The sequence below is a fragment of the Citrobacter sp. CF971 genome (assembly GCF_006385635.1).
GTDB lineage: Bacteria > Pseudomonadota > Gammaproteobacteria > Enterobacterales > Enterobacteriaceae > Citrobacter > Citrobacter freundii.
Genome location: NZ_CP041051.1, coordinates 727,621 through 741,729, shown reverse-complemented (window position 1 = coordinate 741,729; position 14,109 = coordinate 727,621). Strand labels below are relative to the sequence as shown.

At 52.9% G+C, this 14,109-nt stretch carries 10 protein-coding genes; 2 read left to right on the top strand and 8 right to left on the bottom strand.

From position 1 onward, the window contains the following. Positions 1-73: 73 nt before the first annotated feature. Positions 74-1,549, bottom strand: coding sequence for a fructuronate reductase (locus E6P06_RS07045; RefSeq protein WP_003837172.1), 1,476 nt, complete (start codon positions 1,547-1,549; stop codon positions 74-76). Between the two features lie 78 nt (positions 1,550-1,627). Next, positions 1,628-2,812 (bottom strand): mannonate dehydratase, encoded by a 1,185-nt coding sequence (gene uxuA / locus E6P06_RS07040; protein WP_003837169.1) that lies wholly within the window; start codon positions 2,810-2,812, stop codon positions 1,628-1,630. A gap of 259 nt (positions 2,813-3,071) precedes the next feature. On the opposite strand from uxuA, the gene gntP reads away from it, so the two are divergent. Further along, positions 3,072-4,415, top strand: coding sequence for a gluconate permease GntP (gene gntP, locus E6P06_RS07035; protein ID WP_139935067.1), 1,344 nt, complete (start codon positions 3,072-3,074; stop codon positions 4,413-4,415). A 54-nt stretch (positions 4,416-4,469) separates the two neighbouring features. On the opposite strand, the gene E6P06_RS07030 is transcribed toward gntP, so the two are convergent. The 3 genes from E6P06_RS07030 to E6P06_RS07020 are packed head-to-tail and all read right to left on the bottom strand — an operon-like array spanning position 4,470 to position 7,315. Next, positions 4,470-5,165, bottom strand: coding sequence for a lactate utilization protein C (locus E6P06_RS07030; protein WP_003837166.1), 696 nt, complete (start codon positions 5,163-5,165; stop codon positions 4,470-4,472). Next, positions 5,158-6,585 carry a LutB/LldF family L-lactate oxidation iron-sulfur protein gene (locus tag E6P06_RS07025; protein WP_003033254.1) on the bottom strand — a complete coding sequence of 476 codons (1,428 nt, stop codon included), beginning with the start codon at positions 6,583-6,585 and terminating at the stop codon, positions 5,158-5,160. Before E6P06_RS07025 ends, E6P06_RS07030 begins: the two co-directional genes overlap by 8 nt. 10 nt (positions 6,586-6,595) lie before the next feature. Next, a complete protein-coding gene (locus E6P06_RS07020; protein WP_003845579.1) occupies positions 6,596-7,315 on the bottom strand; it encodes a (Fe-S)-binding protein in 720 nt (239 codons plus the stop codon). 581 nt (positions 7,316-7,896) lie between these two features. On the opposite strand from E6P06_RS07020, the gene E6P06_RS07015 reads away from it, so the two are divergent. After that, the gene (locus E6P06_RS07015; RefSeq protein ID WP_046670860.1) at positions 7,897-9,450 is read left to right on the top strand and encodes an L-lactate permease; all 1,554 of its coding nucleotides are present in this window, start codon (positions 7,897-7,899) and stop codon (positions 9,448-9,450) included. Positions 9,451-9,944: 494 nt separating this feature from the next. Here E6P06_RS07015 and pdxY read toward each other — a convergent pair whose 3' ends face one another. From pdxY to E6P06_RS07000, 3 genes are all read right to left on the bottom strand, one after another. Continuing rightward, positions 9,945-10,802 (bottom strand): pyridoxal kinase PdxY, encoded by an 858-nt coding sequence (gene pdxY / locus E6P06_RS07010; protein WP_106902675.1) that lies wholly within the window; start codon positions 10,800-10,802, stop codon positions 9,945-9,947. Between the two features lie 11 nt (positions 10,803-10,813). Then, positions 10,814-12,079: an aromatic amino acid transporter gene (locus tag E6P06_RS07005; RefSeq protein WP_139935066.1), complete on the bottom strand. Its 1,266-nt coding sequence runs from the start codon at positions 12,077-12,079 to the stop codon at positions 10,814-10,816. Between the two features lie 190 nt (positions 12,080-12,269). Next, the gene (locus E6P06_RS07000; RefSeq protein WP_003837154.1) at positions 12,270-13,640 is read right to left on the bottom strand and encodes a tyrosine phenol-lyase; all 1,371 of its coding nucleotides are present in this window, start codon (positions 13,638-13,640) and stop codon (positions 12,270-12,272) included. Positions 13,641-14,109 lie beyond the last annotated feature (469 nt).

The window sequence follows — 14,109 nt, the reverse complement described above, 5'->3', positions numbered from 1 at the left end:
ATTTGCGGGAGGGCAAAAACAGAAAACGGGTCAACCAAACCAATATTTTGATTGACCCGTCATAGTTCGGAGGTTATGCGTCAGCGCTTAATGCCGCAACGCACTCACGTGCGCCGTGTTCACATAGCTGTTGATACGTCGCGATAATGGTCTCCACAAAGCCAGCGTTTTCCGCCAGGTCATGACCAAAAATGCCAGACAGCCCCAGCAGCGCCGTCACGCGCTCGGCGCCCTGGTACTGTTGGTTAATGTGCTGGAATTCAGCCAGCATAGGGTCGACAACATCAATGGCCTGCCCTTGCTCATCCACACCGTGGGTGTAACGCATCCAGCCCGCCACGCCCAGCGCCAGGTGACGCCAGCCGCTGGCATTTTGCAGGTGCAGACGCACCGGATCCAGCAGGCGCTGCGGCAGTTTCTGGCTGCCGTCCATCGCAATCTGCCAGGTACGGTGGCGCAGAGACGGGTTGCTGAAACGCTCGATCAGCAGTGTCGCGTAGGCGTTGAGATCGGTGCCTTCCGGCATCGAGAGCGTCGGCGCCTGCTCCTGCATCATCAGCGCAAACGCCGCTTTGCGGTACGCCGGATTGGTCATGGTATCGGCGATGGTTTCATAGCCGCCGAGATAGCCCAGATATGCGAGGAAAGAGTGGCTGCCGTTGAGCATGCGCAGTTTCATCATTTCAAACGGCACCACGTCGGCCACGAACTGTGCGCCAACCTTGTCCCAGTCAGGACGACCGTTGACAAAATTGTCTTCAATTACCCACTGACGGAACGGCTCACAGGCGATAGCACACGGATCGTAAACGCCCAACTGGTCGGCAATCTCCTGCAACGTTTCCGGCGTCGCCGCCGGAACAATGCGGTCGACCATAGTGCACGGGAAAGTCGCATTAGCTTCAATCCACTGCGCCAGCTGCGGGTCGCGCGCCTGCGCCAGCCCCAGTACTGCGACTTTCGCCACATGCCCATTTTCACGCACGTTATCGCAGGACATCACGGTAAAAGCCGCCAGCCCCTGCTCACGGCGCAGGTACAGCGCTTGTACGATGTAACCAATCGCCGATTTCGGCGCGGTCGGATTCGCCAGATCGTGTTTAATCAGCGGGTTATTGAGATCTAACTGACCGCTGGCCGCATCGGTGCAGTAGCCTTTTTCGGTGACCGTCAGCGAAACAATTGCCGTCTGCGGGCGCGCCATCGCCTGTAAAATACCGTCACAGCCGTCAAGATCCGGGTGCAGCGCTTCTTTCATTGACCCGATCACTTTCAGCACGGTGTTGTCCGCGCCTTTTTCCGCCACGGTATACAGCAGTTGCTGCTTGCGCAGATTTTCAATCAGTACGCAGTCGTTACCCGGCATCAGGTTAACTTCACAGATCCCCCAGTCGCTGTCAGTGGTTTCCAGCAAATGATGGGTGTACAGCGCCTGATGCGCGCGGTGAAAAGCGCCACATCCCAGGTGAACAATGCGGGATTGCAAGCGCGAGCGGTCCCATGCAGGGCGCGCAACCGGCAGGTCGCTATTGGCAATTGTCGTTGTCATCGTGAACTCCAGAACCCGTTGAAAGGCCAACGGATGAGAAAAGAAAAAGCCGGCCAGACAGGTGGCCGGCAACTCGCTTTAGCGGCTGAAGAAAGCGCGCTGGATAGCCATCTCAACGCCGCGCACTTCCGCCAGCCCTTTCAGGCGACCAATCGCGGAGTAGCCTGGGTTGGTTTTCTTTTTCAGATCGTCCAGCATCTGGTGGCCATGGTCCGGACGCATCGGGATCAGATCCTCTTTACCCTCGGCTTTACGGCGTTGTTCTTCTTCAACGATCGCTTTCACCACCTCGTACATGTCGACATCGCCATTAAGATGCGCCGCTTCATGGAAGGTTTTCGGGTTATCTTCACGCAGCGTGGAGCGCAGATGGGTGAAGTAAATGCGTGGGCCAAACTGTTTGATCATGTCGACCAGATCGTTGTCCGCCCGCACGCCATAGGAGCCGGTGCACATGGTGAAACCGTTCGCCATGCTGTTGACCGTATCGACCATCCACTGCATGTCTTCCACCGTGGAAACAATGCGCGGCAGGCCAAGGATCGGGCGCGGCGGATCGTCCGGGTGTACCGCCATGCGTACGCCAGCTTCTTCCGCCACCGGAATAATCGCCTTCAGGAAGACGGCGAAATTCTCACGCAGCGCGGCTTTGTCGATATCTTTGTAGCGCGCAAGATGCTGGCGGAACTGGTCGAGGGTGTAGCCCTCTTCCGCACCCGGCAGACCGGCGATGATGTTGCGGGTCAGACGCGCTTTGTCTTCATCGCTCATGGTGGCGAAGCGTTCATTTGCCTGAGCTATCTCTTCGGCGGTGTAGTCCGCTTCCGCGCCCGGACGCTGGAGGATATGCAGCTCAAAGGCGGCAAATTCAATCTGGTCAAAACGCAGCGCTTTGGAGCCGTCCGGCAGAACGTATTCCAGGTCGGTACGGGTCCAGTCGAGAACCGGCATGAAGTTGTAGCACACGGTACGAATACCGCACTGAGCCAGGTTACGCAGGCTTTGCTGGTAGTTGGCGATCCACTGCAGATAGTTGCCGGAACGGGTTTTAATGTCTTCGTGGATCGGCACGCTTTCGACGACCGACCAGACCAGGCCCGCCTGCTCAATAATGGCTTTGCGTTTTAGGATCTCATCAACCGTCCACACTTCCCCGTTCGGGATATGGTGCAAGGCGGTGACAACGCCTGTGGCACCCGCCTGACGTACATCCGCTAAGGTGACCGGATCGTTAGGACCATACCAGCGCCATGTCTGTTCCATGTTTTATTCCTCGTTACGTTATGGACTCGACGATATGGCACATAAATTCCTCCTTTTGGTATGACATGTCAACCTGAAGCTTAAAATTGGTTAACCAAATCACGATTTATTCTATTGAGATCGCCATTTTACGGCCATGTTGCTCAGTAAGAATGTAAACATGTAACGCAATGTGACATTCATCGCATCAATGGTTAACCAATATATGTAACATCTCAACCAAAATAATAATAGTTCAACCAATAAAGGTAGACGTTATATGCACGTTCTCAATATTCTGTGGGTCGTATTCGGCATCGGTCTGATGCTGGTGCTCAATCTAAGATTCAAAATAAACTCGATGGTCGCCCTGCTGCTGGCGGCGCTCTCGGTCGGTATGCTGGCGGGTATGGATTTAATGGAGCTGCTGCACACCATGAAATCCGGCTTTGGCAGCACGCTGGGTGAACTGGCGATTATCGTGGTATTCGGGGCGGTCATCGGTAAGCTGATGGTTGATTCCGGGGCGGCGCATCAGATTGCCCATACGCTGCTGGCGCGCCTCGGCCTGCGCTATGTGCAGCTGTCGGTAATCATTATTGGTCTGATCTTCGGCCTGGCGATGTTCTATGAAGTGGCATTTATTATGCTGGCGCCGCTGGTGATCGTCATTGCAGCAGAAGCGAAGATCCCGTTCCTCAAGCTGGCGATTCCTGCCGTTGCCGCCGCCACCACCGCCCACTCGCTGTTCCCACCACAGCCGGGTCCGGTGGCGCTGGTTAACGCCTACGGCGCGGACATGGGCATGGTCTACATCTACGGTATTCTGGTGACCATTCCGAGCGTGATCTGCGCCGGGCTTATCCTGCCGAAGTTCCTCGGCAACCTCGATCGCCCAACGCCGTCATTCATGAAGGCAGACGTACCGGTTGACCAGAATAACCTGCCATCCTTCGGTGTTTCTATCCTGGTGCCGCTGATCCCGGCGATCATCATGATCTCCACCACCATAGCCAACATCTGGCTGGTGAAAGGGACGCAGGCGTGGGAAGTGGTCAACTTCTTAGGCTCTTCACCGATTGCAATGTTTATCGCTATGGTTGTCGCCTTCGTGCTGTTTGGTACCGCGCGTGGTCACGACATGCAGTGGGTGATGAATGCCTTTGAAAACGCGGTGAAAAGCATCGCCATGGTGATCCTGATCATCGGCGCGGGCGGCGTACTGAAGCAGACCATTATTGATACCGGCATTGGCGATACCATCGGCATGCTGTTGTCACACGGCAATATCTCTCCGTACATCATGGCGTGGTTGATAACCGTGCTGATTCGTCTGGCAACGGGTCAGGGCGTAGTCTCAGCCATGACGGCAGCAGGGATTATTAGCGCCGCCATTCTCGACCCGGCAACCGGTCAACTGGTGGGCGTCGATCCGGCGTTACTGGTACTGGCAACGGCGGCGGGCTCCAACACCCTGACCCATATCAACGATGCCTCGTTCTGGCTGTTCAAAGGCTACTTTGACCTGTCGGTGAAGGATACGCTGAAAACCTGGGGTCTGCTGGAGCTGGTGAACTCCGTGGTTGGCCTGATTATCGTATTGATCATCAGCATGATTGCATAACGTCGATACCGCTCTGGCCCGCAGCGCCAGAGCGGTTATCCATCCTATCCTGCCTCAACAATCCTCAATAATCAGATACACCGCCTTCACCGGGCCATGCACTCCAACCACCTTGATAAGCTCAATATCTGCCGTCGAGCTGGGTCCACTGATGATGTTAATGCACGATGGCATACGCTCACCGGCCTGCGCCTTCTGATGCAGTTTTTCTGCCAGTTGCGCCACGCGCGGCAGGATAGTGCTTTTACGCAGCACGAAAATTGAGGATTCCGGCAACAGGCTCAGGGAACGCCCGCGCTCCGGCGCGGAAAACAGCACCACGCCGCCGGACTCGGTCAGGCCATACTCAGCATACACCACGCCCACTTTCGCCTTTTCAGCCTGGGTAATATTTTCGCTGCCACGCGCCGGATCCCAGACCACGGCGTTGCATTCCTGTTGCAAGCGTTCGGTAATGCCCAGTGCCGCCAGCCGGCTGTCGCCGCTCAGCACCACCGGCTGCTGACCCAATTCTTCGCACAGACGGAGCGCCGCGTCTGCGGCCTGATCTTCGCGAGTCAGCTCACAGCGAGCCAGCATCACTTCACTGGCAAACTGGACAAACGCATCGCAGCGCTGCTGCGGGCTAAGTTCGGTCAGGCGCTCGTTAGCATAGTTGTTAACCGGCGCGACATCCGCTTGCGGTTCGAAGCGCAGCGGGCGACCCAGCGCCTGGGCGATGGTATTTAAAAACGCGGTACGGTTATCCATTCTTTTTCTCCTGCGCCTGATGTTTCTTAAACCAGCTACGGAAGCTCTCGCCGTCGGCATCAGGCAGATCGCGCGCCTCCATCCAGTCACCAATCGCGCCAACCTTGAGCGGCGTTTTGCCGCCATTGATAAACCAGCTCGCCGCATGTGCGCCCGCCATCATCCCGACTTTCCACAGCCCCGGATGGCTATTGGCGTAGGCGAACATTTTGATCGCCCGTCGCTCGGCTTTCGGCGTAATGCCCTCCTCGGCCATCACCCGGCGATGACGCAGGATCAGTTTTGACAGCGGAATCTTAACCGGACAAACGCTGTCACAGGCCGTGCATAATGAACAGGCGTATGGCAGATCTTTAAAATCTTTATAGCCGCCGAGCAGCGGAGAGATCACCGCGCCGATAGGGCCGGGATAGATAGAACCATAACCGTGTCCGCCAATGTGGCGGTACGCCGGGCAGGTGTTCATACAAGCCCCGCAGCGGATGCAGCGCAGCACATCGCGAAACTCTGAGCCCAGCACCTGCGAGCGGCCGTTATCGACAATCACCAGATGGAACTCTTCCGGGCCGTCGACGTTATCCGCCTCGCGTGGGCCGGTCAGCCAGGTGTTGTAGCCCGTCAGACGTGCGCCCACAGCGCTGCGCGCCAGCATGGTGATCAGCACATCCACCTCGGCAAAGGTCGGCGCGATACGCTCCATGCCCATCACCGCAATGTGCGTTTTCGGCAGCGTGGTACACATGCGCGCGTTGCCTTCGTTGGTCACCAGACAAACAGAGCCGGTTTCCGCCACGGCAAAGTTACAGCCGGTAATACCGATTTCGGCACTGAGGAAATCCTCGCGGATCTTCTGGCGAATGAACAAGGTCATGGCTTCCGGAGTTTCCGGGCCGTCATACCCCAGACGTTCGTTCAGCACGCGGCGGATCTGGTACCGATCTTTATGAATAGCCGGGACCACGACGTGCGAAGGCGGATCCTGATCCAACTGCAGGATATATTCTCCGAGATCGGTTTCGATCACCTGAATTCCCGCATCCTGCAGCACATGGTTGACACCGATCTCTTCGGTCACCATCGACTTGGACTTCACCACCTTCTTCGCATTTTTACTCTGCGCAACCTGCAGAATATAGCGGGTGGCGTCTTCTTTGGTTTTGGCGAAATAGACGTGGCCGCCGTTTTCCGTCACTTTCTCGGAGAGTTGATACAGGTAAGCGTCGAGGTTGCTCAGAACGTGATCGCGGATCTGGCTGGCACGATCGCGCCAGTCTTCCCAGTGGCCTAGCTCATCAACCATTTTCTGCCGATTCGCACCAATACGCTCCTGCGCGTTGGCCACGGCTTTGCGCATGATCGGATCTTCGATCTGCTGACGAATGCGCAGTTTAAATTCTACATCGCTGGTTTTTATCGACATCTCTTTCCCCTCAGCGGCTCATCAGCACTTCAGCAATATGCATCACTTTGACCGGCTGGCCTTCGCGTTGCAGTCGGCCGCCAATATTCAGCAGGCAGCTGACGTCAGCGCCGATCAAAAACTCCGGCTTCGCATCCATCAGATGTAAAACTTTCTCTTTCACCATCTCGCCGGAGATCTCGGCCATCTTGACCGAGAACGTCCCGCCAAAGCCGCAGCAGGTGTCCTGATCGGCAAACGTCAACAGCTCCAGTCCGCGCACGTTTTTCAGCAGCGTGAGCGGCTCTTCCTTCACCCCCAGTTTGCGGGTCAGGCTGCACGAAGGGTGATACACAGCGCGGCCCTGCAGGCTGGCACCCACGTCCACCACGCCCAGTTTGTTGACGATAAAAGAGGTGAGATCCTGCATACGTCCGGCAACCTTCTCGGCGCGCAGCGCCCATTCAGGCTCATCCGCCAGATACGTCGGGTAGCTTTTTACCGCGTAGGTGCAGGAGCCTGCCGGGGAGATAATCGGATCGTCGTTGTCTTCCAGGGCGGCGATCAGGTTTTTCATCCCGGGGATCGCCTCTTTGATGTAACCGCTGTTGATGGCTGGCTGACCGCAACACCCTTGCTTCTCGGGGAAATTAACGCGACAACCCAGTTTTTCCAGCAGCAATACGGAGTCTCGTGCCATCCGTGATTTCAGTGCGTCACCAATACAGGTAACAAAGAAATTTACATTCACAATAACTACTCCATTGCTTCATTTCTGTTTATTGCGCTTGATATCGCGATATCAAACAAATGTTCATTCGTATTTCATGCCCAGTTTTTCTGTTTGCTGGTTTTACCAATACCTGGGTTCATGGTGATGCTCTGATCGTTTTCCTTTGATGACGACTCTCCTCTTCTTATATCAGGACAATCGCAAATGTCTGTATTTTCATTTGTATGACAAAACCAAATAATCCCCTAATCGACTCGCACATGCAATACCCTGGTTTATTTATTTCGGCCTCGCTCACATTTTTACATTGGAAACCACAGCGTTATTAACACCTTAGAAAACAGTTTCAGGTGATTACCACTGTTGTCACTACCATTATTAAAAAGTTTATTAAATAACTACTTATAGGTATTCAATCGGCACTTAAGTATATTTACCCGGCATTGGATTTTAATTAAAAGATTACAATAGTTACAAAACTACAAATCATAATTACTTTATTCACTGAAGCGATTCAGTTTGCATACTTTATTAGAACAGCAATGTAGCCTCCCCACCATAAATATAAATCAGGTTTAATGAACCAATTGGGAATAGCAATGAACGAATATTTTATGTTTGCCCTGGCACTCTCTCCGTTACTACTGATGGTATTTTTAATATTGAAATTGAAAATGCCCATCCATTATTCAGTACTGATCTCTTTGGTATTCACCGCTGCACTATCGGCAATATTCTGGGAAATGCCCGTACAAAATCTGAAAGCCGCGATAGGCTATGGCGCGCTGAAGGGATTATGGCCGATTGTGATCGTGATCCTCGGCGCTATCTTCAGTTATAACGTCATGCAGGCGACCAAAGCGCTGGATATTCTGCGCGATATTCTCGCCAGTATAAGCGAAGATAAGCGTATTCAGGTGCTGCTGATTTCATGGTGCTTTGGTGGATTTCTTGAAGCCGCGGCGGGTTATGGTACAGCGGTCGCCATTCCGATCGGCATTCTTATCGCACTGGGTTTCAATCCGCTGAAGGCGGCGATTGCCTCTCTGGTGGCAAATACCGTTCCCACTGCATTCGGCGCGGTCGGGATCCCGGTTTCTATTCTGGCGGAACAGGTTAACCTGCCGGTTTATACCTTAGGCGGAACCATTATTCTGCAGCTCGCGCTGTTTAATATCCTGCTGCCGTTTGTGATTGTCTGCATTATTGGCGGCGGCCTGAAAGCCATTCGCGGCGTATTTCTGATCACGTTGATTTGCGGTATTACCACGCTGATTCCGCAGTATTTTGTCGCTATTCATCTCGGTGCTGAATTACCCGCCTTTGCCGGTAGCCTGGTCAGCCTGTTTGCCGTGGCGATGGTTAGCCGTCTGCGTAAAGGGAAAACCGATCCCGAGTGGCGAATTGAAGTCAGCCATACCCGCGAAACCACGCCGCGCTCGGCAAAAGTGTTGTTCCGAGTTGGCTCTATTTATCTGTTTATTTTTGTGTTTATCCTGATGTGTTCGCCGCTTTTCCCGACGATAAAAGGCGCAGCCTCACAACTGGCCTCGGTGCTACATTTCACGTTGGCTGACGGCAAAACGATGGCGTTGAAAGTTGAATGGGTGACCACGCCAGGGATGCTGATCATCTTTGCGACCATTATCGGTGGTTTTATTCAGGGAGCGTCCGCACGCGGGATGCTGGAAGTATTTATCAAAACGATTTTCCAGCTTAAAAACTCTATCGTCGCGATTATGGCGATCGTCGCGCTGGCCACGGTGATGGATCTCAGCGGGATTATCTCCACGCTGGCACAGTCAATTGTCGATCTGACCGGCAGCTCGTACGTCTTCCTCGCTCCGGTGATTGGCGCGCTGGGCACGTTCGTTACCGGCAGCGATACCAACTCGAACATTTTGTTCGGAAAACTGCAAACCATTGCCGCCAGCAAACTGCATATCGATCCCAACTGGCTGGCGGCGGCCAACACTTCTGGCGCAACGGGCGGGAAAATGATTTCGCCGCAAAGCATCGCTATCGCGGTATCCGCCACAAAAATGGACGGTCAGGCCAACCAGATCATGTCTGGCACCATGAAATACTGCTGCGCCTATATCGTGATCCTCGGCTTAAAGGTTGGCCTCTTTTATTACTGGTTTATGGCGTAAGCCATTGTCAACCCCGTCAAATTTGCGGCAACCGTATTTGACGACGCGGTGACCAAAAAGGTTTACACCTCCCCGGAAACGGAACGAGGCGACAGACTTTACGATTTGTCGGCGCTGACTAAAATAGCGCCGATGTTTCAAATCGAGGATTGTTGTTATGTTGTTCTGGAAAAAGATGGTGAAGAAGTTCGACGCCTTTTCCGCGTTGATTCCACCACGCTACTTCCGCGTGTAATACTGGGCACTTATGCCTGATGGCGCTTCGCTTATCAGGCCTACGTTTCGCATTCATTTGTAGGCCTGCGTTTCACGCTCATTTGTAGGCCGGATAAGGCGCTAGCCGCATCCGGCAGCAGCGTAAAATGTTCACCCCTTTCTCTTACGCAGTCCGCACGCTCTTAACATCACAACCCAAATACGAAGCCATGCAAAACGGTAGACCAGCGGATGCTGAAACCTCAGCAATGTCAGAAACACAGAGCCCCCTTGCGGCTTCAGATCACCGTTGCCTGATAGCGAACCTGTGGGTCCATAATCTGGTGGCGCGCGTCTATCAGCCGCAGTTCATACGAATCATGCTCTTTCGTCAGCCGCATTACCGCGTCAACAACACTGGTGGTCCGCTCCAGCGCCAGCTTGTCCTCATAACCATTGAGCAGTGAGGCCAGCATCACGCTGCAAATCAGATCCCCAACGCCGACCGGCATTTTGGCAAAGGTATACAGCGGCCGGGCAATGTGTAACGTTTGTTCCGGCGTCACCAGCAGCATTTCAAACGCCTGTTTGTTCCGCGAACAGGCGCCGAGATGCTTCACCAGCACCTTCTTTACGCCCCACGACACCAGCTGCCGCGCCGCTTCCACCACCTCGTCAAAACTACGCAGTTGTCTGCCCGTCAGCACGCCCAGCTCATAGAGATTCGGTCCCATCATGTCGGCCAGTTGAATGGCGTCATCGACAAAAAATGACTCCACGCCCTGCGCGACAATGCAGCCTTTTTGCGGGTCGCCCATTACCGGATCGCAAAAATAGAGCGCCTGCGGATTACGCTGACGAATGGTGGTGACCGCGTGCTTCACCTCTTCACAATGGCGTTTATCTCCAAGATACCCGGACAATACGGCATCGCATTGCGCCAGCTTTTGCAGGTCATCCAACCCGCTGATGATCGCGCTCAGCTCGCCGTGCGGCATCGCCATACCCTGCCACATCCCATATTGGGTGTGGTTGGAAAACTGTACGGTGTAAAACGGCCAGACATCGATCCCCGAGAGCTGCATCGGCAACACAGCGGCTTTATTTCCGGCATAGCCATAAACGACCGACGACTGAACAGACAACACGTTTTTCATTTTGACTCCGTCTAACGAAACGTTGGCAGCAGACCAAATACGTCCAGAACAACCGTCAGATAGACAACCGCTCCGCAGACAATCACCAGGTTAAGCACGGTGTTATTACAGGGCGCGGTATAGCTGGCGGTTGGGAAACGTTTCCGCGCGGCTTTCACCAGGAACGGCGGCAGGATCACGCTCCAGATGGTAAAGGCCAGACCGGCGTAACCAATCGCGTGCACAAAACCGTTCGGGAAGAAGAAGCACACGGCGGCTGGCGGGAAGTAGGTCACCAGCGCGGTTTTCAGGCGGCCCATGCCGTCGTCCGGGAAGTGAAACAGGTCGGCGATGTAATCGAACAGGCCAAGCGTCGCCGCCAGCAGGGAACTGGCTACCGCGAAGTTGCCGAAAAAGGTGAGGATCAGATCCATATACCGGCTGGTGAACAGCCCGCTGATGGCATCGACAAACACATCGATATTGCCGCCTTTGGCGATAATCGGCGGGAATGAGGAACGGCTGATGTTACCCATCGTCACGCCCAGCCAGAAAATATACAGCAGCAGAGCAAACAGTGTACCGATGATAATCGAACGCGTAATATTCGAGACTCCGCTTGTGCCATACAGTTTGACCAGGCTCGGCACGTTACCGTGAAAACCAAACGAGATAATACAGAACGGCAGCGTCATCAGGATGTACGGCAGATACTGCGAATTGGGCAACGCCACCGCCACGCTGTCGATGAGTTTTGCCACTTCGATATGGCCAATCAGCCCGGAGAACGTGGCAAAGAACGCCACAAACTTACCGATAATCAGCACGGTAGTGATGCGTCCAACCAGCAGGGAGCTGTACCAGGCAATCGCGCCGACCAGCATACTGACTATCACCACCGAGATATTCGCCGGAAAGCGCACACCGCTGTATTTGAACACGGTTTGCGCCATCACCGCCGACGAACCGGAGATATAGGCATAGGTCAGAATATACAGCACAAAGCCGAAAGCGATACCAACCACGATATTCCACTTCCGGCCTAATAAATCCTGAGTAAAAGTATTAAAACTGGCACCGGCGCCATAATGCAGGTTAACTTCGACCAGCATCAGACCGGTTAATAACATCATGATGGCGATAAATAGAAGAATAACAGACGCACCGGGGAACCATACGCCGGCCATCGCAATCGGCAGGGAGAACATCCCGCCACCCACTACGGTCGCGATAACCAACATGGTTCCGCTAATCAGTCCGGGGGTACTACTCTGTCGCTCAATGGCATTAATATCCATGATAAATGTTCCTGTAGACTATTCGTTATAATTACAGCTGTCATTTGTACATCATGCGGATAATAAAAATGTCGGAGTCAGGGTTTACTTTTTTTTAGTTATGTCACGGTAACGGGCACCGCAAAGGTTTCCTGTTCATGGAAAAGGAATACAAAAAAGCCCCATCACGTGATGGGGCCATAACTATTTTTTAGATGTAATCAAAGCGTGCAGTAAAGAAACGCAACTGCTTCGGCTCGTAAATAAACTTCAGCCCGCGAATATCTTCTTTGTGCTGGTAAAGTTTAATAATACCGTCAGCCACAACATCCATATGTGCGTAGGTATAAACACGACGTGGAATAGTCAGACGCACGGTTTCCAGTTTCGGTCTGTGGTGTTCACCGGTCACGTTATTACGGCCCGCAGAGATAATTCCGCGCTCCATGCTGCGCACGCCGGTTTCCACATAGATGCTGGCAGCCAGACTTTGTGCCGGGAACTCATCTTGCGTCAGATGCTCGCAGAAGCGACGCGCATCGAGGAATACCGCATGACCGCCTACCGGTTCAACAATCGGTACGCCAGCGGCTTTCAGTTTGTCGCCCAGATAGCGAACCTGCTTCACGCGGTGCTCAATATATTCGTACTGCATGGCTTCGCGCAGGCCAATCGCCATCGCTTCCATATCACGTCCGGCCAGGCCGCCGTAAGATGGCATCCCTTCGTAGACCACGACTAACTCTTTGGCAGAAGAGAACATTTCGTCATCGTTCATGCACAGGAAGCCGCCGATGTTCACCAGACAGTCTTTTTTACCACTCATGGTACAACCGTCGGCGTAGCTGAACATCTCATGCACGATCTCGGCGATGCTCTTGTTCTCAAAGCCCTGCTCTTGCTCTTTGATAAAGTAGGCGTTTTCTACGCAGCGGGTAGCGTCGTAGAACACTTTAATGCCATGCGCTTCTGTCAGTTCACGCACCGCACGCATGTTAGCCATGGAGACCGGCTGCCCACCCGCGAGGTTAACCGTCACCGCCAGGCAGATATACGCAATATTCTCTGCGCCTTTTTCATCAATCAGCTTTTGTAATTTTTTAAGATCGATATCACCTTTAAACGCAATATTCAGACCGGCATCGTGCGCTTCGTCACGAACGATATCGACAAACACCGCACCATTTTTTTCCTGGTGATAACGGGTGGTAGTGAAATACATATTCCCGGCAACATATTGCCCAGGTTTAATAGCCAGCTGCGATAACAGGTTTTCTGCGCCACGCCCCTGGTGAGTTGGAACAATATGTTTAAAGCCAAACAGTTCCTGCACTGTTCTTTCCAGATGATAGAAGTTTTCGCTGCCCGCGTACGCTTCATCACCCATCATCATTCCGGCCCACTGCTTGTCGCTCATTGCGTTAGTGCCACTGTCTGTCAGCAGGTCAATATAAATATCTTTCGAATTTAACAGGAAAGTATTGTAACCCGCTTCCTGCATTTTCTTGAGGCGTTCATCACGCGGGATCATAGATACAGTTTCAACGCTTTTAATACGGAAGGGTTCTGCCGGATAATTCATTTTGTTTCTCCAGTAACAGTGGTCATGTACGTATTAATGTGAAGTAAATCATACCTGGTTCATCAACAAATCCTGATGAAATATAACTATTCGCCTCCTGAGTCAGGGGGAGAAATAATGTGGAGGCACTATGCAAGATTTGATTGATTATGGAAATAGCCCGGTCAACATTAATCACTGGCAATAATTTAAAAAGCTGTAAATGTGGGTGATGCAAATCACACGTCATTTTTTTACCCGTTAATATTCAACAAGTTTTTTTTGCGTTTCGATTTGTCATTCGTCGTAGTGTGTCTGCGGAGAGTGGAAATACTGAAAACATAACTTTCCAGGCTGGGCGCATAATGTATTGGTGAATGAGTACACCTCATTTTGTGAGAGTCGGATCACTTCACGGAGTGATATTTGTGATTCACATCACTAAAAGTGTAAAGCAAAGTGTACAAAACCGTGTTGTTTCAGAGTTTGC